Raw genomic sequence first — 23,991 nt, forward strand, 5'->3', positions numbered from 1 at the left:
GATGCCTATAGCAACTGGGTGTGGGCGCCGCCGTCGGCGTAAATGATGTCACCCGTTGTGGCCGGCAACCATTCGGACAGCACCGCACACACCGTCTTGGCAACCGGGGTCGGGTCCTTCATGTCCCAGCCGATCGGAGCGCGCTGGTCCCAGCCGTCCTCAAGCAGCTTCATCTGGGCTCCGGCCTCCTCGCCGAGCGCGCCACCGACAATGGCGCTCATCGCCAGGGTCCGGATCGGCCCGGCTGCAACGAGATTCGAGCGCACACCAACCTGGCCGGCCTCGCGGGCCACGAACCGGTTGACCGATTCCAGGGCGCTTTTGGCGACCGTCATCCAGTTGTAGGCCGGCATCGCGCGGGTGGGGTCGAAGTCCATGCCCACGATGGCTCCGCCGCGGTTCATGATCGGCAACAGCGCCTTGGCCAGCGATGCGTAGGAGTAGGCGGAGATGTGGATGCCCTTGGAGACGTCCTCGTAGGGCGCCTCGAAAAACGGGTTGATGCCCATGCCGGTCTGCGGCATGAACCCGATCGAGTGCACGACGCCGTCGAGCCGGTTGTCCTCTCCTATCTCGGCCAGCACCCTATCGGCCAGCGTCGACAGGTGCTCCTCGTTCTGCACATCGAGTTCGAGCAGCGGCGCCTTCTCCGGTAGCCGGTCGGCGATGCGCTGGATCAGCCGCAACCGGTCGAACCCGGTCAGCACCAGTTGAGCGCCCTGTTCCTGTGCGACCCGGGCGATGTGGAACGCGATCGACGAGTCGGTGATGATCCCGGTGACCAGGATTCGTTTGCCTTCGAGCAGTCCTGCCATGTCTGTCCTAATGTCCTCGTGTCTTGAGTGGAATCAGTGGCCCATGCCCATGCCGCCGTCGACCGGGATGACGGCGCCGGCGATGTAGCTCGCATCCTCGGACGCGAGGAAGCTGACCACGCCGGCGACCTCGGCGGCGGTGCCGACACGCTTGGCTGGGATGAATTGCAGTGCCCCTTCTTGGATCCGCTCATCCAGTGACCGGGTCATCTCGGTGTCGATGTATCCGGGGGCGACGACGTTCGCGGTGACTCCGGCCTTGGACAGCTCGCGGGAGATCGAGCGGGCCATGCCGATCAGGCCCGCCTTGGAAGCCGCGTAATTAGCCTGGTTGCCGATCCCCCAGCTGCCCGAGACCGAGCCGACGTAGATGATCCGGCCGAACCGCTTCTTCTGCATGCTGCGCGAGGCCCGCTGGGTCACCCGGAACGCCCCGGTGAGGTTCGCGTCGATGACCTTCTGGAAGCGCTCCTCGGTCATCCGGATCAGGAAGGCGTCCGCGGAAATGCCGGCGTTGGACACCAGCACCTCGACCGCACCCTGGTGCTCCTCGACCTCTTTGAAGGCGCGGTCGACGGCGTCGTTGTCTGTGACATCGCACTCGACGCCGAAGAGGCCCTCGGGCGCCCCGGATCCGCGGTGGGTGACGGCGACCTTGTGCCCGTCAGCGGCCAACCGCTGCGCGATCGCCAGCCCGATACCCCGGTTTCCGCCGGTGACCAGGACTGAACGGGATACGAATGGGGGTTTGCCGACGGTTGGGGCGGCTTCAGTGGCTGTGTCAGTCACCCCGTCAACCTATCGCCTTGCCATGGTTGCCTTGAAATCGGCTCGCTCCCGACCTGCCAGCCGAACCAGGCTGCGAAATCCGGCGCTGAATTTCGCCGTGCGGTTCGGCTCGTGGATCGCTGTCAGTGTGACGCAGCACACTTCGACCATGACAGCTCCCTTCACGGGCAGTAAAGCCCTGGCTGTGGGCGCGTTGACGCCCTATCAACTGCGTAGTCGCTTCATGGCCATACACAAGGACGTGTATGTGCCGCGCGATGTCGAACTGACCGCGCACCTTCGAGCGAGGGCGTTGTGGCTGCGGTCGCGCGGGCGCGGCGTGCTGGCGGGCTACTCGGCGTCCGCCCTGCACGGCGCCAAGTGGATCGGCCCCGACCTCCCGGCGTCGATCATTCATGCCAATAGCCGCCGCGAGCCGGGCGTTCAGACCTGGGAAGACCGCATCGAGCCCGACGAGATCTGTCTGATCGACGGCATGCGGGTCACCACTGCCGAGCGGACCGCCCTGGACCTCGCCAGCCGGTTACCGCTCGACACCGCCGTCGCCGCGGTCGACGCCCTGGTGCAGGCTACCGACGTCAAGGTTGCGGACGTCGAGTTGCTGGTCGAGCGGTATCGGGGCCGACGGGGCATCAAAACCGCGCGAGTCGCCCTCGAACTGGTCGACGGCGGTGCGCAGTCACCGAAGGAGACCTGGTTGCGGCTGCTGTTGATCCGCGCGGGCTTCCCACGCCCACGGACACAGATCGCAGTGTGCAACGAATGGGGTTGGGCGGAGGCGTATTTGGACATGGGCTGGGAGGACATCAAGGTCGCCGCCGAGTATGACGGCGACCACCACCTGACCAATCGTTACCACGTTCGGAAAGACATCCGACGGTACGAAAAGGTGACACACAGCTACGGCTGGATCGTGGTGCGGGTTTTAGCCGGAGACCATCCCACCGACGTCGTTGATCGGGTTCGGCAGGCCCGACTGGCCCGAGGAGTCCATGACAAGCTCACGAACCAAACCACACTGCTAAATCCGCGCCCAAAAATCGCAGCCAGGTTCGGCTCGCGACCCGAGAAAGCTAGGTAGGCAAACGCCGGTTGATCAGCAGCGCCGCCAGGCCGGCGATCGCCAGCACGAAGGCGCCGAGCCGCAGCCAGCCCACGCTCGCGTCACCCTTGATGGTCTCGTAGCCGATCTGCTGCTGCAGGGAGGCGTAGACCGCCTTCAACTCGGCCAGAGTCGCGGCGTTGTAAGCGTTTCCGCCGGAAAGCTGGGCGACCTTCTTCAACGTCTCGTCATCGACGGGCACCGGCTGGCGCTGGTCGTTGATCTCGACGAAACCGTACGGCGTGCCGAACGAGATCGTGGAGATGGGTACGCCCTGGTCCTTGGCGGTGCGCGCGGCGGTGAAGGCGCCTTTGGGGTTGTCCGGGTTGGTCGGCATCGTCTCTTTACCGTCGGAGAACAGCACGATGCGCGCGGGCGGTGGCGTGTCGCCGCCGCCGATCACGGCGCCGACGGTGGCGATGGCCTGCAGCGCGGTGAAGATGCCCTCACCGGTGGCGGTGCGGTCGGCGAACTGCAACTTGTCCAGGGCGGCCTTGGTGGCTTCTCGGTTGGTGGTCGGCGACACCAGCACCGTCGCGGTTCCGGCGTAGGCGATCAGGCCGAGGTTGATCCCCGGGGTGAGCTCGTCGGCGAACTGCTTGGCGGCCTCCTGGGCCGCGACCATCCGATTGGGCTCGACGTCGGTGGCGCGCATCGACTGCGATACGTCGATCACCAGCATCACCACCGCGCGGTTACGCGGGATCCGGACGTCGTTCGTCGGCCCAGCCATGGCCACGGTGAACAACACCAGCGAGAGCGCCAACAGAATCGCCGGTATGTGCCGCCAGCGCGAAGGGCGTTTGGGCGCAACGCTTTCCAGCAACTCCATATTGGCGAAGCGCAACATCCGCCGCTGTCGCGCCAGCTGCAGCACCACATACAGCGCAACCAGCCCGGCGACGACGAACAGGAACAGGAAAAACCACGAGTGTTCGAAGCCGGACAGTGTCATCGGCCCCAGTAACGGAAACGTCATAACAGACCCGTCTTAAAGGTGAGCAAATCGGTCACCGGCGTCCCGCCATCGCCCCACGCCGGCGGGAGGAGATGAAACGAACGATGTCGGCGATCCAGTCGCGGTCGGTGCGCAGCGTCATCACCGGTGCGCCACACCCGCGGATGGTGCGGGCCACGTCGTCGCGGTGCTTGGCGGCGGCTCTGGCGAAATCGGTTTGCAACTGCGTGTCGATGGTGAATTCGCGCACAGCCCCGGATTCGGCGTCCTGCAGCACCACGTCACCGATATCGGGTAATTCGACGTCACGCGGATCGAGCACTTCGACGGCCAGCACCTCGTGGCGGGCCGCGATCGCGCGCAGCGGCCGCATCCAGTCGATCGGCCCGAGGAAGTCGCTGATGATCACCGCCATGCCGCGACGCCGTTCGGGTCGGCGCAGGGCGTCGATGGCCGCGGCGAGGTCACCGCGCACCCCGACCGGCGCCTTGGGGGTGGTAGCAATGGTGCGCAGCAAGGTGTGAACATGCTCCCGCCCGGAGCGGGCCGGCACCCGAATCATGTTGTCGCCGTTAGAGATCAGCGCACCCAGCCGGTTGCCGCCGCCAACGTTGAGAAAACAGATCGCGGCCGCGGCCGCCACTGCCAGGTCCCGTTTCTCGCACGTGGACGTACCGAAGTCCAGGCTCGCCGACATGTCGACCACGAGCCAGGTCTCCAGCTCCCGGTCGGCGATCATCTGCCGAACGTGCGGGTGGGTGGTACGCGCGGTGACGGCCCAGTCCATTCGGCGCACATCGTCACCGGGCTGGTAAACCCGCGACTCCCCGGGCTCACTGCCCGGGCCCGGGATGAGACCGAGGTGATCGCCGTGCAGGATGCCGTCCAGCTTGCGGTTGACGGTCAGTTCGAGGGTACGCAGCGCCGCCGACAACTTCGGGTCGTCGATGGTGCCGCGCAGCATCGAGGGCGGATGGCGAACCGCCTTCTTATCTGTCACCGACCGCCCGCCGCGGCGCCCTGCATCACCGGGCCAACCGAATGTCCTTGCTGCGGAACGGCGTTCACTTGCGGCAGCGCCACGGTCTGCAGGACTCGGTTGATCACGGTCTCAGCGGTGATCTCGTCGGCGAGCGCATCGTAGGTGAGCACCAACCGGTGCCGCAGCACGTCGGGGATGACGTCGATGATGTCCTGCGGGATCACGTAGTCACGCCCCCGCACCAGGCCCAGGGCTCGGGATGCGGCGATGATGCCCAGCGAGGCGCGCGGCGAGGCGCCGAACGCGATCCAGGTCTTGACGTCGTTCATGCCCAGCTGTTCGGGGTGCCGCGTTGCGGTCACCACCCGGACGACGTAGTCGACCAGCGCGTGGTGCACGAAGCTGTTGGCGGCGACGGTCTGCAGCCGCAGCAGGTCGCCGGTGTTGAGGATCTGCTTGGGCTGCGGCGGGGTCACGCCCATCCGGTAGATGATCTCCCGCTCCTCCTCGGGGGACGGGTAGCCCACGTTGATCTTGAACAGGAAGCGGTCGCGCTGCGCCTCGGGCAGGGGGTAGACACCCTCCTGCTCGATCGGGTTCTGGGTTGCCATCACCAGGAACGGATTGGGCAGCGGGAAGGTCTTACCGCCGATGGACACGTGGCGTTCGGCCATCACCTCGAGCAGCGCCGACTGAACCTTTGCCGGGGCACGGTTGATCTCGTCGGCGAGCAGGAAGTTGACCACCACCGGGCCGAGCTCGGTGTCGAACTCCTCCTTGCCCTGCCGGTAGATGCGGGTACCGACGATGTCCGTAGGCACCAGGTCCGGGGTGAACTGGATACGGGCGAAGCTGCCGCCGACCACGCGCGCGAAGGTCTCCACAGCCAGGGTCTTGGCGACGCCGGGCACACCTTCGAGCAGCACGTGGCCCTTGGCCAGCAGGCCGACCAGCATGCGCTCCACCAGCTGGTCCTGGCCGACGATGATCCGCTTGACCTCGAAGATGGCCCGCTCGAGGGTGTGTACCTCGGCAGCCAGGCCATCCGAGCCGCCTGGAGAGCCACTTACGTGCGCCTCCTGGGTCGGCGGGGCCGAATGCCCACCCGGACCCGGGTAACCGCCTCCTGCTGATGTCATCAACAACCCTCCACAGCTCATCCCGACACGACTGCCGACCCGACTAATGTCACCGGGCAGCGACGTGCCCGCGTTCAACTATTCCAGGCGTCTGGGGATCCGTCGACGCACGGTCAAGCAGCCCACCCGGCTCAGTACTCGATGATCCTAGTCAGATAGGGCGTCATCCCGGGCTTGCGCACCGGACTGATGGTGACCTTGCCGGCCAGGCTGGAAGCCTCCAGCATCTGCCCGTTGCCCAGATACATGGTGACGTGCTGGCTGCCGTTCGGCCCATAGAAGATGAGGTCGCCCCGCCTGGCCTCGTTCTGCGGAATGTGGCGCCCGGCGTTGTACTGGTCGCCGGAGAACCGCGGGATCAGCACACCGACGCCGGCGAACGCGTACCGCATCAGCCCCGAGCAGTCGAAGCCGTTGATGTTCGCCCCGTCGTCCACGCCCTTGCTGGGGCCCTCCAGCGAGCCGCCGCCCCACGAGTAAGGGACGCCCATCTGGGACCCGGCGCGCTTGATCACGTGCTCGATGGCCTGCCTGCCGTTTGCCCGCGGGATGCGGCTGCCGCTGGTGTTGGTCGACGCGGCCGGCGCGGCGGGGCCGCCCAGGTTGATGCCCAACCCGCTGAGAAACTGCTGACCCAGGTTCAGGGTGGTCTGGGTGGCTTGAGCGGTGGCCTGCAGCGAGGCGTTGGCGACGGCTAGCGGGTCGCCAGGAGCGCCGGCGCTGATCGCGGCCGGCAGGGTCGGGTCCCACTCCCCCGGGTCGGCCGCGGCCGGGGCGGCCACAGCGAGCAAAAGCCCGGTCACCAACACGGTGATCCAGGCTAGGGAGAAACGAATTCGCTTGTGACGCATGAAACCTCGTTAATACTCGATATAGCGGACTACGAAGGGCGTCATACCGCTGGTGCGCACCGGGGCGGTCCGGACCTTCAGACCGATGTCGGGCGCCTCGAGCATCTGGCCGTCGCCGAGGTAGATGGTCACGTGCTGACTGCCGCCCGGCCCGTAGAAGATGACGTCGCCGCGGCGCATCTGAGCGGTCGGGATCTTGCGGCCGAGGTTGTACTGCGAGCCGGAGTAGTGCGGCAGCTTGATGCCCACCCCGGCGAACGAGTACAGCACCAGGCCCGAACAGTCGAAGCCGGTGATGCCGGCCCCGGAGTCGATTCCTTTGCTTGGGCCGGCGGCGTTGCCGCCACCCCAGGAGTACGGCACGCCGATCTGGGACATGCCGCGACGGATGACGTACTCGGAGGCCTGCCGGCCGTAGACCCGCGGGATCCGGCCCGACGTCGCTCCCGAGGGTGCGTTGGTGATGCCGGTGTCGTTGGGCTTCAGGATGCCCAACTGCTGTAGGAAGTTGCGGCCCATCTGCGCGGTGACCTGCGCCGACGTAGCCGAATATCCGAGCACCTGGTTGACCACGGCGATCGGGTCGCCTTGGATGTTGGCGCTGGGGACCTGCGGCAGGGTGGGGTCCCAGCCGTCCCAGCGGCGCCCACCGCCGGGACCGTCGGCGGAGTCCCACATGCCGCTCGGCGGCGTGCCCTGCCCACCGGTGGCCTGCCACGCCACCAGCCGGGCCTGCTGCAGCTTGGCTTCGGCCCGTTCGCGTTCGGCGGCGGCGCGGTTGACTTCCTCACGCTGCTCGTCGAACTTGCGCTGGGTCTCGCTGAGCGCGGCCGCCGCCGCGTCCTGGCTGGCTTTGGCGTCCGCCGCGGCCTTGTCGGCCTTCTCCTTGGCCAGCCGCGCGGCCGATTCCTTGTTCAGCTGTTCGGTGCGGGCCCGCTCCAGCTTGGCCATCACGGCCGCGGCGCCGGCGGCCATGGTCCGGGTGGCGGTCGCCGCGGCGATCATGTCCTCGGGGCTGCGCGCGGTGAGGTAGCCGTCGGAGGGGCCGTTCATATAGGTAGCCGCGGCGAAGGTGTCGAACCGGTGTTGGGCCGCGGCGATCGCGGCGGTCGCGTCCTTGACCGACTGCTGGGTGGCCTCGAGTTCTCGGCCGGCCACCTCGGCGTGTTCGCGGGCGTCCTCGACGGCCACCAACGCCTTGTTGACGCTCTCCTGCTCCATCTCTACTGCGGCGCTCAGATCTTCCAGGCGCTGGTTGGCCTTGGCGACGTTGGCGATCAGGACCGCGATCGAATCGGCGGCGGGATCCGCCCAGGCGACCCCGGTGGCGAGCTCGGGCGTGCAGAACAGCAACGCCGCGCTCATTACCACCGGGACGGCTGGTCGTATCAGCCTGGCGGCGGTTCGCGAAGCAGAGCTGGGGCTTGTCCGTCTCATACGACGTCGATCTCCTTGGGGCTCATATCGGACGGACGGCGCCGAAATGCACTGGTAGCGCCATTAGCATCACAAGCATCATTCGCACCGTACGTCACAGCTGTCCCCAAAGAAACGCAAGTCACAAATTGCACTCTGGAAGTGCGTTTACTGTGACCCAACAGTGACCTGGCGGGTTTGCCGCACTAGCGGCGCGGGCGCTGCGGCGGCAGCGCTAAAAGGGCAGTGAGCTTGCTAGACGCTCGGCTTTTCTGCGTCGGCAGCGATTTCCGTCGGGGCTGCTGACGTTGCTGGCTGCCTGTTGCGGAGCTGCATGACCCGGCCGACGACGGCGGCGGCGAACACCACGATCAGCAGGACGATCGTCAACGCCGTCCAAGGGAACTCGGGGGTGTTGAGTTCGTTCAGAAAGTTCTGCGCAGACTGGGTGGGATTGCCGGTTTTGGAGTGGTCTTCACCGGCCTCGAGCGTCACGCGCGGGTAGTGCGAGCTGTAGCTGCCGACATAGCTCGGGCTGAGCACCAGCACCGTGGAATCGGGGTGGTCGGCGCCGACGACGGTCGCGATGTCGCGCAGCGGGGTGTCGCTGGGCGGGTTGTGGTCGAGCAGGACGATCTTGAGGTTGATGCCGTCGCCACGAGCCTGGTTGACAACTTCGAGCAGGCCGGGCTCGGCTGCCGGCGCCGCGGCGACGCCGTCGACGGCGACCTGCGCCTTGATTGACTCGATGTCCACGTCCTGCGGAATGTATTCCGGCAGAAAGGGGATCGTCTGCGGCAGGTTGCTCATCGTCGTCGTCGCTCCTCTCAGCCCGAACGTCACGCTGGCGTGACGCTCGACCACGGCCGTCACTCTAGTGTGACGATCGGCGCGCTGGGCAGCGTATCGGTCGGCGCCCCGGTCGGCGTAGTACCCGGGGCTTCCCACGCCGAGCCGACAGGACAAGACTGGCCGGTACGGGTGCTGCGTATTGCAGGACAAGCGTACTGTTAAAGTGGCACCGCATTCGTCGGCACGGCCCGCCGGCGAAGAGAACTTAATCCAGGGAGTTGATGTGACTAGCAAAGGTTCGGTGAATTCGTTCGAAGCCCGCGACACCCTTGAGGTCGGTGACAACAGCTACGAGATCTATCGTCTCGACGCGGTCCCCAACACGGAGAAACTCCCCTACAGCCTCAAGGTCCTGGCCGAGAATCTGCTGCGTAACGAGGACGGCAGCAACATCACCAAGGAACACATCGAGGCCATCGCGAACTGGGACCCCGAAGCCGAACCGAGCATCGAAATCCAATACACGCCGGCCCGGGTGGTCATGCAGGACTTCACCGGGGTGCCCTGCATCGTCGACCTGGCCACCATGCGCGAGGCCGTCGGCGACCTGGGCGGTGATCCCGACAAGGTCAACCCGCTCGCCCCGGCCGACCTGGTGATCGACCACTCGGTGATCGCCGACCTGTTCGGCACCGCCGACGCTTTCGAGCGCAACGTCGAGATCGAATACGAGCGCAACGGCGAGCGTTACCAGTTCCTGCGCTGGGGCCAAGGCGCTTTCGACGACTTCAAGGTGGTTCCCCCGGGCACCGGCATCGTGCACCAGGTCAACATCGAGTACCTGGCCAGCGTGGTGATGACCCGCAACGGACAGGCTTACCCCGACACCTGTGTGGGCACCGACAGCCACACGACCATGGTCAACGGCCTCGGCGTCCTGGGCTGGGGTGTCGGCGGCATCGAGGCTGAGGCGGCGATGCTCGGCCAGCCGGTGTCGATGCTGATCCCCCGGGTCGTCGGGTTCAAGCTGACCGGTGAGATCCAGCCGGGTGTCACCGCCACCGACGTGGTGCTCACGGTGACCGAGATGCTGCGCAAGCACGGCGTCGTCGGCAAGTTCGTCGAGTTCTACGGCGAGGGCGTGGCCGAGGTGCCGCTGGCCAACCGCGCCACCCTGGGCAACATGAGCCCCGAATTCGGCTCCACCGCAGCGATTTTCCCGATCGACCAGGAAACCATCGACTACCTGAAGTTCACCGGGCGCAGCGAGGAGCAGCTGGCGCTGGTCGAGGCCTACGCCAAGGAGCAGGGCCTGTGGCACAACCCCGAGCGCGAGCCGGCGTTCTCCGAATACCTCGAGCTGGACCTGTCCGAGGTGGTGCCGTCGATCGCCGGGCCCAAGCGGCCACAGGACCGGATCGCGCTTTCGGCAGCGAAAGCTGCGTTCCGCGAACAGATTCCGAACTACGTCGGGGACGACCCGGACAAGAAGGACTACTCCAAGCTGGACGAGGCGGTCGATGAATCCTTCCCGGCCAGCGACCCCGGACAGCCGCAGAACGGGCACGCCGACGACAAGCCCGAGGTGTTCTCCGCAGCCCAGAACGCCCAGGGCCGGGCGAGCAACCCGGTGACGGTGAAGTCCGACGAGCGTGGCGAATTCGTCCTCGACCACGGCGCGGTGGTGATCGCCGCGATCACGTCGTGCACCAACACGTCCAACCCCGAGGTGATGCTGGGCGCGGCGCTGCTGGCCCGCAACGCCGTCGAGAAGGGCCTCGCCTCCAAGCCGTGGGTGAAGACAACCATGGCGCCGGGCTCGCAGGTCGTCAACGACTACTACGAAAAAGCCGGTCTGTGGCCGTATCTGGAGAAGCTGGGCTTCTACCTGGTGGGCTACGGCTGCACCACCTGCATCGGTAACTCCGGTCCGCTGCCTGACGAGATCTCCAAGGCGGTCAACGACAACGACCTTTCCGTGGCCGCGGTGCTGTCCGGGAACCGGAACTTCGAAGGCCGGATCAACCCGGATGTGAAGATGAACTACCTGGCTTCGCCGCCGTTGGTGGTCGCTTACGCCCTGGCCGGCACCATGGACTTCGACTTCGAATCCGACCCGCTGGGTAAGGACAAAGACGGCAATGACGTCTTCTTGAAGGACATTTGGCCGTCGCAGAAGGACGTCTCGGACACCATCGCCTCGGCGATCAACCAGGAGATGTTCACCAGCAACTACGCCGATGTGTTCAAGGGTGACGAGCGGTGGCAGAACCTGCCGACGCCGAGCGGCAACACCTTCGAGTGGGACCCGGACTCGACCTATGTGCGTAAGCCTCCGTACTTCGACGGCATGCCCGCCGAGCCCGAGCCGGTGGCCGATATCGCCGGCGCCAGAGTGCTTGCCCTGCTAGGTGATTCGGTGACCACCGACCACATCTCCCCCGCCAGCAGCATCAAGCCGGGCACCCCGGCCGCGCAGTACCTCGACGAGCACGGCGTGGAGCGCAAGGATTACAACTCCTTCGGTTCCCGACGCGGCAACCACGAGGTGATGATTCGCGGCACGTTCGCCAACATCCGGTTGCGCAACATGCTGCTGGACGACGTGTCGGGCGGCTACACCCGCGACTTCACCCAGGACTCCGAGGATGGAAAAGCGCCGCAGGCCTTCATTTACGACGCGGCGCAAAACTATGCGGCACAGGACATTCCGCTAGTGGTACTGGGCGGTAAGGAGTACGGGTCCGGATCGTCGCGGGACTGGGCGGCCAAGGGGACGCGGCTGCTCGGGGTGCGCGCGGTGATCGCCGAGTCGTTCGAGCGCATCCACCGCTCCAACCTGATCGGCATGGGCGTGATCCCGCTGCAGTTCCCGGACGGCAAGTCCGCCAAGGACCTGGGGCTCGACGGGACCGAGGTGTTCGACATCACCGGTATCGAGGAGCTCAACAACGGGAAGACACCGAAGACGGTGAAGGTCAAGGCCAGCAAGGACTCCGGAGACCCGGTCGAGTTCGACGCCGTCGTGCGGATCGACACACCCGGAGAGGCCGACTACTACCGCAACGGGGGCATCCTGCAGTACGTGCTGCGCAACATGCTCAAGTCTGGCTAGCGGCCACACCAGACCCGCTCGTGCCCAAAGTCAGCGAGGACCATCTGGAGGCCCGGCGCCGTCAGATCCTCGACGGTGCCCGCCGCTGTTTCGCCGAGTACGGCTACGACCAAGCCACGGTGCGACGGTTGGAGCAGGCGATCGGGATGTCGCGCGGCGCGATCTTCCACCACTACCGGGACAAGGACGCCCTGTTCTTCGCGCTGGCGAGCGAGGACACCCAACGAATGGCGGAAGTCGCGTCGCGCGAGGGGCTGATTCAGGTGATGCGCAACATGCTTGCCACGCCCGAACAATTCGACTGGTTGGCCACTCGCCTGGAGATCGCCCGCAAGCTGCGCCACGACCCGGAGTTCAGCCGCGGCTGGGCCGAGCGGTCGGCGGAACTCGCCGCCGCGACCACCGAACGGCTGCGCCGCCAGAAGGAGGCCAAACGGGTGCGCGACGACGTGCCCAGTGACGTCCTGCACTGTTATCTGGATCTGGTGCTGGACGGCTTGGTGGCCCGGTTGGCTTCCGGGGAAGATCCGCAGCGGCTGGCAGCCGTGCTGGATCTGGTTGAAAACTCGGTGCGCACAGCCGATTTGACCGATTGAGCGGACCAGCGCAGCGCTACTGCGAGCAAAGGGATTCTCGCAGTCGCGCTACGCCGCGTTCAGCGGGGCCGGGCGCGGTGGTTGGGCCCGCCGCGGCTGCGCATCGTGGTGCCCGACTCGCGCAGCATGCTGTGGACCGACCCGTAGGACCGACCGGTGGTAGCCGCCAGGTTGCGGATGCTGGCGCCCTTTTCGTAGGCGTTGCGCAACTCGTGCAACATCTCCTCGCGGGTCTTCTTCGACTTCCGCATCGAGAACCTCCACGGCTACCCCCTGGCATTCAGGGTAAGAATCCCGCGGCGAATTGGGGATGTTTTGCCAAAACCGGTCAGGCCAACTCGATGAGGTCCCGGTACTCCTCGGACCAATAGTCCTCGGTGCCGTCGGGAAGCAGCAGGACACGCTGCGGATCCAGCGCCTCGGCCGCGCCCGGGTCGTGCGTCACCAGCACCACCGCGCCCTGGTAGCTGCGCAGCGCGTCCAGCACCTGCTCGCGCGAGGCCGGGTCGAGGTTGTTGGTCGGTTCGTCGAGCAGCAACACATTGGCCGTCGAGGCCACCAGCCCGGCCAGTGCGAGCCGGGTCTTCTCACCACCGGACAGCGTGCCGGCGGGCTGGTCGAGTTGCGGGCCGCTGAACATGAACGCTCCGAGTAGGCCACGCAGATCCTGCTCACCCGATTCGGGCGCGGCGTGGCGGATGTTCTGCCAAACGGTGGCGTCGTTGTCCAGGGTGTCGTGCTCCTGGGCGAAATACCCGATCCGCATGCCGTGCCCGGGCTCCAGACCGCCGGTGTCGGGTGTCTCAACCCCGGCCAACAGCCGCAGCAGGGTGGTCTTGCCCGCGCCGTTGAGCCCCAGCACGACCACCCGCGAGCCGCGGTCAATGGCCAGGTCGAGCCCGGTGAACACCTCGAGGGAGCCATAAGTCTTGCTCAATCCCTTGGCCACCAGCGGGGTACGGCCGCACGGTGCGGGCGTCGGGAACTTGATCCGGGCCACCTTGTCGGCCACGCGTTCCTCGTCCAGGGCGGCCATCATTCGGTCGGCACGGCGCAACATGTTTTGTGCGGCAACGGCTTTGGTCGCTTTGGCGCCCAATTTGGCGGCCTGGGTGCGCAGCGCTGCCGCCTTGCGCTCGGCGTTGGCGCGTTCCCGGCGGCGACGCTGCTCGTCGGTCGCGCGCGCGTCGAGATACTTCTGCCAGGTCATGTTGTAGACGTCGACTTCGCCGCGCACGGCATCGAGGAACCAGACCCGGTTCACGACGTCGGCGAGCAGGTCCACGTTGTGGCTGATGATGACCAGGCCGCCGGTGTGGGACCGCAGGAAGTCACGCAGCCAACCGACCGAATCCGCGTCGAGGTGGTTGGTCGGCTCGTCCAGCAGCAGCGTAGTGGCCGACCCGGCCCCACTGTCGGAGGCAGCGAACAGGATCCGCGCCAGCTCCACCCTGCGGCGCTGACCGCCCGAGAGGGTGCGCAGTTGCTGGGTCAGCACCCGTTCGGGCAAACCGAGGCTGGCGCAGATGCGGCCCGCCTCGCTTTCGGCGCCGTAGCCGCCGAGCGCGACGAATTGCTCTTCGAGTTGGCCATAGCGGCGGATGGCGCGGTCGCGCGCGGCGTCGTCGGCGACCTCGGCCATCAGCGCCTGCTGCTTCTCCAGATCGGTGAGCAGCACGTCGAGACCGCGGGCCGAGAGCACCCGGTCGCGCGCCAGCACGTCCAGGTCGCCCTCTTTGGGGTCCTGCGGCAGATAGCCGATGTCACCCTTGCGGGTGAGCGTCCCGGCATAGGGTTGGCCCTCCCCCGCCAGGATCCGCAGCGTTGTCGTCTTGCCGGCCCCGTTACGACCGACCAGTCCGATCCGGTCGCCGGGCTGCACGCGCAGGTCGGGCCCATCGGGAGACAGCAGAATGCGCGCACCAGCGCGGACCTCGAGGCCCGTAGCCGTGATCACATTCGCTCCCTAGTCATTTGTCTTGCTTGTCTTACTTGTCGTCGGTGAAAGCCGGCGGGCGCTTCTCCGCGCGCGCAGCAACCGCTTCTTCGAAGTTGGAGGTGAGCAGACGGACGAAAAGCTGTCCCAGGCCCTCGGCCTGCATATGCCCCTCAAGGCTGCCGGCGTCCAGTCCACTCCACAATGTGCGTTTGGTCAACTCGATTCCGGGCCGCGAGAACGCCGCGATGCGCGCGGCGATCGCATAGCAGGTGTCGAGCAACTGCGCTCCGGGCACCTGACAGGAGACCAGCCCGATCCGCTCCGCCTCCTCGGCGCTGACGTCCCGGCCGGTGAGCATGATCTCGAAGGCACGGGAGGCCCCGATGGCTCTCGGCAGCAGGTAGCTCAGCCCTAATTCGCTCGCGGTCAGGCCGTTGTTGATGCCGGCCGCCCGGAAATAAGCGCTGGTGGAGGCCACGCGGATGTCGGCGGCCAGCGCCAGGCACAGCCCTCCGCCGATGGCAGCGCCATTGACAGCGGCGATGACCGGTTGGTGCAGCCGCCGCAGCGCCAGGATGATGTCGTCGAGCAACTCCATCGACCGCAGCGCATAGGTCGGGCGGGTCAGGTCCTCGACGTGCGGGACGGTTCCCGCGGACTTGTGGTCAGCGCCCGAAGAGAAGCCGCGCCCGGCACCGGTGAGCACCACCACACGCACCGAGTTGTCGTAGGTGACCTGCTCCAGGGTCTCCTTGAGCGGCACCATGACGTCGAACGCCATGGAATTCATTCGCTCGGGGCGATTGAGGGTGATCAGGGCGATCTCGGGCCGCGGATGTTCCAGAAGGACCAAACTCACCTTTGAACGGTAACGCAGGCCCGAGATTGCTGCGGCGCTGACGAAGTCGCGTGCGCCGGGGGCTCAGACTTCGGTGGCCTCGTCGAACTCGTAGGCCTTGAGTTGCTGGACCAGGTCTTCCAGCGCCGCGGGCGGCAGCGCGCCGGGCTGGTTGAACAGCAACTTGCCCTTCTTGAACGCCATCAGGGTGGGGATCGAGCGGATCTGGGCGGCCGCGGCCAGTTCCTGCTCGGCCTCGGTGTCGACCTTGGCAAACACCACGTCGGGGTGGTTTTCCGAGGCGGCCTTGAACGTCGGCGCGAAGGCGCGGCACGGTCCGCACCAAGAGGCCCAGAAGTCGACCAGCACCATGTCGTTGTCGTTGACGGTGTCGTTGAACTGCGCAGCAGTTAAGTCTTGAGTGCTCACAGGCTGTTCAACGCCCGCCGGCTGGGCGTTGTTCCCGAGTCCGCGGCGTCCCAGCAAACCTTGCCATGGCGGCCCGCCAGCTGCGGTCGGTCAACAGTCGCATGCCGTTCAGCGCGACCAGCAGCGTGGACCCCTCATGGCCCGCCACCCCCAACGGCAGCGGGAGCTGCCCGAACAGGTCCCACAACACCAGCACAGTGATGCAAGCACTTGCGATGGCCAGGTTGGCCATCACCACCCTGCGAGCTTGCCGGGCCAGTGCGACGAGTGTCGGGATGGCGTGGAGCTCGTCGCCGACGGTGACGGCGTCGGCGGTCTGCAGGGTGAGGTCGGCGCCGGCGCCCATGGCCACCGAAGTCCATGCCGCGGCCATCGCGGGGGCATCGTTGACGCCGTCGCCAACGACGAGCACCCGCTGACCCGAGGCCTGCAACTCGCGCACCGCCTCGACCTTCTGCTCGGGCAGCAGCCCGGCGCGCACCTCGCCGATGCCGGCCTCGGCGGCGACCCGTCGCGCCGCGCGCTCGTTGTCGCCGGTCAACAACACCGGCGTCGTCGACGTCAGCTCGGTCAGTGCCGCCACGGAAGCGGCGGCATCGGAACGGATTCGATCGGTGAGCCCGAGCACTCCGACGGCCAGCCCGTTGACGAGCACGACGGCGGCGGTCGCGCCTGCTGCCACTACCGGCGCCAATTCGGCCGGGGCCGCCCGGCGGAAGCCGTGCGGATTGCAGACCTCGACGAAGTCGTGGCCCACGGTGGCACGCACCCCGCGGCCCGGCACGGCCCGAAAGTCCTCGGCGGCGGGAATCGCGACCTCACGGCGCCGCGCCTCCTCTACGACGGCGCGCCCCAACGGATGCTCACTGGATCGCTCTGCGGCAGCGGCCAATTGGAGAACCGCGGCCACGTCGAACAGTTCGGGCCGCAGCGTCTCGACGGTAGTGAGCCGCGGCGTGCCACAGGTCAGTGTGCCCGTCTTGTCCATTGCGACGACGCTGGCGTCGGCGAGGTGTTCCACCACCACCGCGCTCTTGACCAGAACCCCGTGCCGGCCCGCATTGGCCACCGTGGCCAGCAGCGGCGGCATGGTGGCCAGCACCACCGCGCACGGCGAGGCCACGATCATGAATGTCATGGCGCGCAACAGAACTGGTTGCAGCGGGTGGCCCAGCATCAGCGGAATGGTGATCAGGGCGAGGGTGGCGGCGACCACCCCGAGCGAGTAGCGCTGTTCGATTCGTTCAATGAAGAGTTGGGTTTTAGCTTTGGTGGCCGACGCCTCGGACACCAGTTGGACTATCCGGGCGACCACACTCTGCGACGGGTCGCGGGTGACGACGAGATGTAGTGCGCCCGAACCGTTAACGGTGCCCGCGAACACGTCATCTCCGGCTGCCTTGGCCACCGGCATCGATTCGCCGGTGATGGAACGTTGGTCGACTTCTGAAGAGCCCGACAGCACGGCGGCATCGGCGGGGATTCGTTCGCCGGGCCGGACCACGACGCGGTCGCCGACCACCAACTCGGCAGCAGGCACTGCCCTTTCCCGCCCGTCGCCGTCGAGCACGATGGCTCGGTCGGGCGCCAAGTCCAGAAGTCCCTTGACGGAGTCCGCGGTGTGCTTGGTCGCGACCTCGTCGAGGGCGCCGGAGGTCGCGAAAATCACTATCAGCAGCGCACCGTCGAAGATCTGTCCGATCGCCACCGCCCCGATCGCGGCGACGATCATCAGCAGATCCACATCGAGCGCCTTGTTGCGCAGCGCCTGCGCTCCGGCCCATGCCGAACCCCAGCCACCGGCCAGATAGCAGGCGAGATACAGCGTCCACCAGACCGCGTGCGGCGCACCGTTGAGCTGAGCCACCGAGCCGGCCAGGAACAGCACCAGCGCGACCGCCGCCCAGCGCACCGACATCACCGACCACAGCGCCGCATGCCAACTCATCGGACGGCCGACGCTGGGCGAAACGCGGGCGAGAGTGGCCTCAGAAGCGGTCGCTTCCAGGGCGGTCAGGGTCATTCCGGCGGCCTCGCAGGGGTGGGGATCGGTCGGGCTGCCCCGAGTGTATTGAGACCGGCCCGTGCGGAGGTCTCGGTTGTATTTCGGTATGTCATTGAATTGGCCTCTGGCACAAGGCATACGACGCCAATAGTGAATGGCGGTCCGGCCTGGGCGCCGCGACCGGAAACCGGCCTGTGAGCACGCAAATCCGTGGCCTAAAAAGAGTGGGAAATTTTGTGATCAACGTTGCGGAATGGAGATAGGATTCATCCGTTACAGACGCTTCGCAGGAGGTGCGGGATGTCGTTCGTGGTCGCAAATACTGATTTGGTTTCACAAGCGGCTGGGAATCTGTCCCGCGTCGGTGCGCTGATCAATGAAGCCAATTCGGCGGCGGCAGCTGAGACCACCGCCGTCGTGGCCGCGGGAGCCGATGAAATTTCCAGAGCGGTCGCCGCGATCTTCGGCGCACACGCTCAGGGCTATCAAGCCATCAGCACCCAAATTGCGTCGTTCCATGAGCAATTCGTGCGCACCATGGCCGGTGGCGCGAACGCCTACGCGCTCGCGGAGGCGACGAATTTGGGTCCCCTACAACCGGTGCTCGACGCGATCAATGCGCCTACCAATCTTCTGTTGGGCCGTCCGCTGATCGGCAACGGCGCCGACGGCACCGCCGCTAACCCGAACGGCCAGGCCGGCGGCCTCCTGATCGGCAACGGCGGCAACGGGTTCTCGTCAGGCGCCGTGGGAGTAGGCGGTGGCAGCGGCGGGGCCGCGGGTCTCCTCGGTTTCGGCGGGGCCGGCGGTAAGGGCGGATTGGGCGCGAACGGCGGTGCCGGCGGTGCCGGCGGGCTGCTCTTCGGCGGCGGTGGCGCCGGTGGCAACAGTGGTGGTGGCGGCGGCGCCGGCGGTCTCGGTGGGTCCGCGATGCTGTTCGGGAATGGCGGTGTCGGCGGTACCAGCCCCGACGGGATGGGTGCAGGCGGCGGCGGAGGCAACGGCGGCCTGTTGTACGGCAACGGCGGCGCCGGCGGTGGCAGCTCCCTCGGCGGCGCGGGCAACGGCGGCAGAGCCTTCTTCATAGGCGATGGTGGCGCTGGAGGGACCGAATTCAATGCCGGCCAGGCCGGAGCTGGGGGCTCCGCCGGGTTCTTGTACGGCAATGGCGGTGCCGGTGGCAACGCACCGATGGGCGGCATCGGTGGGGGCGGTGGACAGGCCGGGCTGATCGGCAACGGCGGGGCCGGAGGCAATGCCAACGTCAACGCCGGCAACGGCGGCAACGCGTTGCTGATCGGCAACGGCGGAGCGGGCGGCCAGCCAAACGGCCTCGGCGGCCAACGCGGGCTGCTCTTCGGTCAGAACGGCGCGAACGGTTAGCAGCCCTTACTTACGGTTGCGTACGTTTTTTCGCGTCGGACACACTTAGGACCCACCAGCCTGAGTGGAAGGAACCACAGTGGGGCATTACATCGCCAACGTCCGTGATCTCGAGTTCAACCTGCTCGAAGTTCTCGATGTCGGCGCCGTCCTGGGCACCGGTGATTACGCCGACCTGGACGTCGACACGGTCCGCACGATCCTGTCCGAGGCGGCCAGACTGGCCGAAGGCCCGGTCGCCGAAACGTTTGCCTTCGCCGACCGTAACCCGCCAGTGTTCGACCCGGCGACGCACAGCATCAGCGTCGCTCCGGAGTTGGTGAAGACGGTGCAGGCGATCAAGGACGCCGAATGGTGGCGCCTCGGCATGGCCGAGGAAATCGGCGGCATGGCCGCTCCCCCGCCACTGACCTGGGCCGTCAACGAGATGATCTACTGCGCCAACCCTTCCGTGTGCTTCTTCAACCTCGGCCCGGTGTTTTCGCAGTCGCTCTTCGTCGAAGGCAACGACGAGCAGAAGCGTTGGGCCGCTTTGGGAATCGAGCGCGGTTGGCAGGCCACCATGGTGCTCACCGAACCCGATGCCGGCTCTGACGTAGGTGCCGGCCGCGCCAAGGCGATCGAACAGCCCGATGGCACTTGGCATATCGAGGGCGTCAAGCGGTTCATCTCCGGCGGCGACGTCGGCGACACCGCCGAGAACATCTTCCACCTGGTGCTGGCACGGCCCGAGGGCGCCGCCCCCGGCACCAAAGGCCTGAGCCTGTTTTACGTGCCCAACTACCTGTTCGACCCGGAAACCGGCGAAATCGGTTCCCGCAACGGCGTATACGTCACCGGAGTCGAACACAAGATGGGTCTGAAGTCCTCGCCCACGTGCGAGGTCACGTTCGGTGCCACGGATGTGCCTGCCGTCGGGTATCTGGTCGGCGGGGTGCACAACGGGATAGCGCAAATGTTCACCGTCATCGAGCACGCGCGCATGACGATCGGCGTCAAATCGGCGGGCACCCTGTCCACCGGCTACCTGAACGCCCTCGCCTACGCCAAGGAACGGATCCAGGGCGCGGACCTGACGCAGATGACGGACAAGACCGCGCCGCGGGTGACGATCATGCACCACCCCGATGTGCGTCGCAGCCTGATGACCCAGAAGGCCTACGCCGAGGGCCTGCGGGCGCTGTACCTCTACGCTGCGGCACACCAGGATGACGCTGTGGCGGAACGTGTTTCAGGTGCCGATCACGGCATGGCGCACCGTGTGGATGATCTGCTGCTGCCCATCGTCAAAGGCGTGGGCTCCGAACGTGCATACGAGATCCTGACCGAGTCGCTGCAGACTCTGGGTGGCTCGGGCTTCCTCACCGACTATCCCCTCGAGCAGTACATTCGCGACTCGAAGATCGATTCGCTCTATGAGGGGACCACCGCTATTCAGGCGCTGGACTTCTTCTTCCGCAAGATCGTGCGGGACCACGGCCAGGCGCTGCAACACGTGACGACTCAGATCAACAAGACCCTGGAGAACACCGACGAATCACTGAAAGATCAGGCCGAATTGGTCCAGCGCGCACTGGAAGACGTGACGGCCATGACCACCGCGCTGATGGGCTACCTGATGTCGGCCGCCCAACACCCCACCGACATCTACAAGGTGGGTTTGGGCTCGACGCGCTACCTCCTGGCCGTCGGGGACCTGCTGATCGGCTGGCGACTGCTGCACCAGGCCAACGTGGCGCAGGCGGCGTTGGTGGGCGAACCGTCGGACAGCGACCGGGCGTTTTATCAGGGCAAGGTCGCGGTGTCGGCGTTCTTCGCGAAGAACATGCTGCCCAAGCTAAGTGGGGTGCGCAGCGTCATCGAGAACATCGACGACGAAATCATGCGCATGCCAGAAGACGCCTTCTAAACACACAGCTAGTACAAAGCTGCCGCGGGTAGACCCGCTTGTTGGGATCAGCCCACGATTGGAGCAGCTTTGATATCTTCGCGCACTCGCCGGCCCGCCCGGTTCGCCGTCCTGACGCTCGCAGCGATCACCGTACTGCCGCTCGCCGCCTGCGGCTCGTCGAACAAGGCCGGTCCGCCCGCACCACCGGCCACGTCGAGCACGTCGACGACAGCTGCGGCACCGCCGCCCGAAGGCCAATCGCGGGTCAGCGGACTCATCGCCTCGGTCTCCGGCAGCGCGGCGCAGGTGACGCAACAAAATGACCAGGGAAACACCAGCGCCACAGTCGATTTCACGCCGTCAACCAAAATCACCGATGTCACCCCCGCGGTGCTGACGGACGTCACCCCGGGCAGCTGTGTCACCGTGCTGACCCGGGAAGCGCCCAGCGGTCAACCCGCGACCGCAACCCTGGTGCGGATTCGCCCGGCGGCCGACGGCAAATGCCCCCAGCCCAAGGAACCCTCCCCCGGAACACCCGCCAGACGCACTGCCGTCAGCGGCACCACCACTTCGGTTGCTGGTAACACCATCAATCTTTCGACCACCGATACCAGCGGAAAGAGCACGCCCGCCTCGGTCACCGTCACCGCCAAGACGCGTTACACCAAGCAGAACGCCGCGACCAGCCAAGCCATCACTGCGGGTAAGTGCCTGACCGCGCAGGGAACTCAGGGCAGCGGCGGCGTGCTGCAGGCGACCACCATCAAGCTGCGACCGGCGGTCGACGGTAAGTGCGGACCCAGCGGCGGGAAGCCGCACGGGCACGGCGGGTGATCGCCCCGCTAGGCGAGACACCGCATTGGGAAGTCGATGTCAGACGGTGAAACCGAGGGCGCGCAACTGCTCGCGGCCCTCTTCGGTGATCTTGTCCGGACCCCACGGCGGATTCCACACCCAGTTGATCCGGATCTCGTCGACGAGCCCGGCGCCCACCAGCGCGGAACGGGACTGGTCTTCGATGACGTCGGTCAGCGGGCATGCCGCGGACGTCAGCGTCATGTCGATGAGCGCGATGGTCCCCTCGTCGCCCTCTTCGAGATTCATCCCGTAGACCAGGCCGAGGTCGACGACGTTGATGCCCAGTTCCGGGTCGACCACGTCGCGCATCGCCTCCTCGACTTCGGCGAGGAAATTCTGGTCGGTCGCGCTGGTGTCGCTACCGGGCACGGTGGTCTCGCTCATTGATCAACCTCCTCGAGGATCGCGTGGGCCTGCGCCAGGGCGTCCTTGAACGCCATCCAGCCGAGCAGCGCACATTTCACTCGCGCCGGATACTTGGCCACTCCTGCGAACGCTACTCCGTCACCCAGAACGTCCTCGTCACCCTGCACGTTCCCGCGCGAGGAGACCATCTCGGTGAACGCGTCGAGGGTCCGCAGCGCTTCCGGCACGCTCTGCCCGATCACCTGCTCGGTCAGCACCGAGGTCGAGGCTTGACTGATCGAGCAGCCCTGCCCGTCGTAGGAGATGTCGCAGACGGTCGCGCCGTCGTCAGAGAGCGCGACTCGCAGCGTGACCTCGTCACCACAGACCGGGTTGACGTGGGACACCTGAGCGGCGAAAGGTTCGCGCAGCCCGCGGTTATGCGGGTGTTTGTAATGGTCCAGGATCACGTCCTGGTAGATCTGCTCGAGACGCACCGTCAGGTTCTCCCGAAGAATTCGATCGACCGGCGTACCCCGGCCACCAACCGCTCGACTTCCTCGGCGGTGTTGTAGACCGCGAACGAGGCCCGGGCGGTGGCGGCCAAACCAAACCTGCGGTGCAGCGGCAACGCGCAGTGGTGCCCGACCCGCACGGCGACGCCGTCGTCGTCGAGCACCTGACCGACGTCGTGCGCGTGCACACCGTCGACCACGAACGAGACCGGTGACCCGCGGTCGGCCATCGACGCCGGGCCGACGATACGGACCCCGTCGATGCCGGACAGCCCGTCGATGGCGCGGGCGACCAAGTCGCGTTCGTGCGCCTCGACGGCGTCCATGCCGATGGCGCCGAGGTAGCGCGCGGCGGCGGCCAGACCGACCACCTGCGAGGTCATCGGGGTGCCGGCCTCGAAGCGCTGCGGGGCCGGCGCGTAGGTGGAGGTCTCCATGGTGACGGTCTCGATCATCGAACCACCGGTGATGAACGGGGGCAGCGCGGCGAGCAACGCCCCGCGTCCGTACAGCACCCCGATTCCGTTGGGGCCCAGCATCTTATGCCCGGAGAACGCCGCGAAATCGACGTCCAGCTCGTGGAAGTCGACAGGCTGGTGCGGCACCGACTGGCAGGCATCCAGCACGGTCAGTGCGCCGACGGCCTTGGCTCGCGCGACCAGTTCCGGCACCGGCGCCAATGCGCCCGTCACGTTGGAATGATGGCTGAAGGCAACGACTTTGGTGTTGCGGTCGAGTTCCAGCGAGTCCAAATCGATGCGGCCGTCCTCGGTCACCCCGAACCATTTGAGGGTGGCGCCGGTGCGGCGGGCCAGCTCCTGCCACGGGATGAGGTTCGCGTGGTGCTCGAGCTCGGTGGTGACGATCACATCGCCGGGGCCCACCACACGCTCGAAACGGCTGTCCCCCAACACATACGACACCAGGTTCAGCGACTCCGTGGCGTTCTTGGTGAACACCAGTTCGTCGGCATCGGCGCCGACGAACGCGGCGATGTCGGCGCGGCCCTGCTCGTAGGCGTCGGTGGCCTCTTCCATCAACTGGTGTGCACCGCGGTGCACACCGCCGTTGGAGGTGAGGAGAAACTCGCGTTCGGCGTCGAGCACCTGCAACGGCCGCTGCGATGTCGCCCCGGAATCGAGGTACGCCAACTGACTTCCGCCGCGCATGATGCGCTTGAGGATCGGAAAGTCGGCCCGGATCGCCGTGAGGTCCAGAGCGGTGCTCATG

General features: G+C 66.6%; 22 protein-coding genes. 6 read left to right on the forward strand and 16 right to left on the reverse strand.

Going from position 1 to position 23,991, the window contains the following annotated elements; translation table 11 throughout:
- Positions 1–5: 5 nt before the first annotated feature.
- Both inhA and fabG1 read right to left on the reverse strand, forming a co-directional pair.
- Positions 6–815: an NADH-dependent enoyl-ACP reductase InhA gene (inhA, locus tag A5645_RS07880; protein WP_065129130.1), complete on the reverse strand. Its 810-nt coding sequence runs from the start codon at positions 813–815 to the stop codon at positions 6–8.
- A 33-nt stretch (positions 816–848) separates the two neighbouring features.
- Positions 849–1,604 (reverse strand): 3-oxoacyl-ACP reductase FabG1, encoded by a 756-nt coding sequence (gene fabG1, locus A5645_RS07885; RefSeq protein ID WP_065037637.1) that lies wholly within the window; start codon positions 1,602–1,604, stop codon positions 849–851.
- A gap of 148 nt (positions 1,605–1,752) precedes the next feature.
- Here fabG1 and A5645_RS07890 point away from each other — a divergent pair, with 148 nt between their 5' ends.
- Complete coding sequence (locus A5645_RS07890) at positions 1,753–2,685, forward strand: type IV toxin-antitoxin system AbiEi family antitoxin (protein WP_436405476.1); 933 nt, start codon at positions 1,753–1,755, stop codon at positions 2,683–2,685.
- Here A5645_RS07890 and A5645_RS07895 read toward each other — a convergent pair.
- The 6 genes from A5645_RS07895 to A5645_RS07920 all read right to left on the reverse strand — a co-directional run bounded on the left by A5645_RS07895 (position 2,678) and on the right by A5645_RS07920 (position 8,862).
- Positions 2,678–3,685, reverse strand: a complete 1,008-nt coding sequence (locus tag A5645_RS07895; RefSeq protein ID WP_065037639.1) for a VWA domain-containing protein — start codon at positions 3,683–3,685, stop codon at positions 2,678–2,680. The genes A5645_RS07890 and A5645_RS07895 overlap by 8 nt on opposite strands.
- Before the next feature lie 31 nt (positions 3,686–3,716).
- On the reverse strand, positions 3,717–4,628 hold the full coding sequence (locus tag A5645_RS07900) for a DUF58 domain-containing protein (RefSeq protein ID WP_081282339.1): 912 nt from the start codon (positions 4,626–4,628) through the stop codon (positions 3,717–3,719).
- A 32-nt stretch (positions 4,629–4,660) separates the two neighbouring features.
- Positions 4,661–5,785 (reverse strand): chaperone MoxR1, encoded by a 1,125-nt coding sequence (moxR1, locus tag A5645_RS07905; RefSeq protein ID WP_065037641.1) that lies wholly within the window; start codon positions 5,783–5,785, stop codon positions 4,661–4,663.
- 131 nt (positions 5,786–5,916) lie between these two features.
- Positions 5,917–6,636 (reverse strand): NlpC/P60 family peptidoglycan endopeptidase RipB, encoded by a 720-nt coding sequence (ripB, locus tag A5645_RS07910; protein WP_065037642.1) that lies wholly within the window; start codon positions 6,634–6,636, stop codon positions 5,917–5,919.
- Between the two features lie 9 nt (positions 6,637–6,645).
- The gene (gene ripA / locus A5645_RS07915) at positions 6,646–8,073 is read right to left on the reverse strand and encodes an NlpC/P60 family peptidoglycan endopeptidase RipA (RefSeq protein ID WP_065129131.1); all 1,428 of its coding nucleotides are present in this window, start codon (positions 8,071–8,073) and stop codon (positions 6,646–6,648) included.
- A gap of 234 nt (positions 8,074–8,307) precedes the next feature.
- Positions 8,308–8,862, reverse strand: coding sequence for an Rv1476 family membrane protein (locus tag A5645_RS07920; protein ID WP_065037658.1), 555 nt, complete (start codon positions 8,860–8,862; stop codon positions 8,308–8,310).
- Between the two features lie 265 nt (positions 8,863–9,127).
- Here A5645_RS07920 and A5645_RS07925 point away from each other — a divergent pair, with 265 nt between their 5' ends.
- Positions 9,128–11,959 carry an aconitate hydratase gene (locus tag A5645_RS07925; RefSeq protein ID WP_155767898.1) on the forward strand — a complete coding sequence of 944 codons (2,832 nt, stop codon included), beginning with the start codon at positions 9,128–9,130 and terminating at the stop codon, positions 11,957–11,959.
- A gap of 20 nt (positions 11,960–11,979) precedes the next feature.
- Entirely contained in the window at positions 11,980–12,555 is a 576-nt protein-coding gene (locus A5645_RS07930; RefSeq protein WP_065129133.1) for a TetR/AcrR family transcriptional regulator, read from the forward strand.
- A gap of 59 nt (positions 12,556–12,614) precedes the next feature.
- On the opposite strand, the gene A5645_RS07935 is transcribed toward A5645_RS07930, so the two are convergent.
- The 5 genes from A5645_RS07935 to A5645_RS07955 form a co-directional block, all read right to left on the reverse strand.
- Positions 12,615–12,806, reverse strand: a complete 192-nt coding sequence (locus A5645_RS07935; RefSeq protein WP_065037646.1) for a helix-turn-helix domain-containing protein — start codon at positions 12,804–12,806, stop codon at positions 12,615–12,617.
- A 77-nt stretch (positions 12,807–12,883) separates the two neighbouring features.
- Positions 12,884–14,512, reverse strand: a complete 1,629-nt coding sequence (locus A5645_RS07940) for an ABC-F family ATP-binding cassette domain-containing protein (protein ID WP_065037647.1) — start codon at positions 14,510–14,512, stop codon at positions 12,884–12,886.
- Positions 14,513–14,543: 31 nt separating this feature from the next.
- On the reverse strand, positions 14,544–15,380 hold the full coding sequence (locus A5645_RS07945) for an enoyl-CoA hydratase (protein WP_269199567.1): 837 nt from the start codon (positions 15,378–15,380) through the stop codon (positions 14,544–14,546).
- A 36-nt stretch (positions 15,381–15,416) separates the two neighbouring features.
- Positions 15,417–15,761 carry a thioredoxin gene (trxA, locus tag A5645_RS07950; protein WP_065037649.1) on the reverse strand — a complete coding sequence of 115 codons (345 nt, stop codon included), beginning with the start codon at positions 15,759–15,761 and terminating at the stop codon, positions 15,417–15,419.
- 7 nt (positions 15,762–15,768) lie between these two features.
- Positions 15,769–17,784: a heavy metal translocating P-type ATPase gene (locus tag A5645_RS07955; protein WP_065129134.1), complete on the reverse strand. Its 2,016-nt coding sequence runs from the start codon at positions 17,782–17,784 to the stop codon at positions 15,769–15,771.
- 282 nt (positions 17,785–18,066) lie between these two features.
- Between A5645_RS07955 and A5645_RS07960 the strand changes: the two genes are divergently transcribed.
- From A5645_RS07960 to A5645_RS07970, 3 genes are all read left to right on the forward strand, one after another.
- Positions 18,067–19,149, forward strand: a complete 1,083-nt coding sequence (locus A5645_RS07960) for a PE family protein (RefSeq protein ID WP_065129135.1) — start codon at positions 18,067–18,069, stop codon at positions 19,147–19,149.
- Between the two features lie 79 nt (positions 19,150–19,228).
- Positions 19,229–21,058, forward strand: coding sequence for an acyl-CoA dehydrogenase (locus tag A5645_RS07965; RefSeq protein ID WP_065129185.1), 1,830 nt, complete (start codon positions 19,229–19,231; stop codon positions 21,056–21,058).
- A gap of 69 nt (positions 21,059–21,127) precedes the next feature.
- Entirely contained in the window at positions 21,128–21,877 is a 750-nt protein-coding gene (locus tag A5645_RS07970; RefSeq protein WP_253866873.1) for a hypothetical protein, read from the forward strand.
- A gap of 39 nt (positions 21,878–21,916) precedes the next feature.
- Here the strand turns inward: A5645_RS07970 and A5645_RS07975 are convergent, their stop codons facing one another.
- The 3 genes from A5645_RS07975 to A5645_RS07985 are packed head-to-tail and all read right to left on the reverse strand — an operon-like array spanning position 21,917 to position 23,990.
- The gene (locus A5645_RS07975) at positions 21,917–22,285 is read right to left on the reverse strand and encodes a metal-sulfur cluster assembly factor (protein ID WP_065033748.1); all 369 of its coding nucleotides are present in this window, start codon (positions 22,283–22,285) and stop codon (positions 21,917–21,919) included.
- Positions 22,282–22,749 (reverse strand): Fe-S cluster assembly sulfur transfer protein SufU, encoded by a 468-nt coding sequence (gene sufU / locus A5645_RS07980; RefSeq protein WP_155767899.1) that lies wholly within the window; start codon positions 22,747–22,749, stop codon positions 22,282–22,284. The genes A5645_RS07975 and sufU overlap by 4 nt, the downstream gene beginning before the upstream one ends.
- On the reverse strand, positions 22,746–23,990 hold the full coding sequence (locus A5645_RS07985; RefSeq protein WP_065129136.1) for a cysteine desulfurase: 1,245 nt from the start codon (positions 23,988–23,990) through the stop codon (positions 22,746–22,748). Before A5645_RS07985 ends, sufU begins: the two co-directional genes overlap by 4 nt.
- Position 23,991: the final 1 nt, after the last annotated feature.

The sequence above is a fragment of the Mycobacterium asiaticum genome, from assembly GCF_001673635.1.
Lineage (GTDB): Bacteria > Actinomycetota > Actinomycetes > Mycobacteriales > Mycobacteriaceae > Mycobacterium > Mycobacterium asiaticum_C.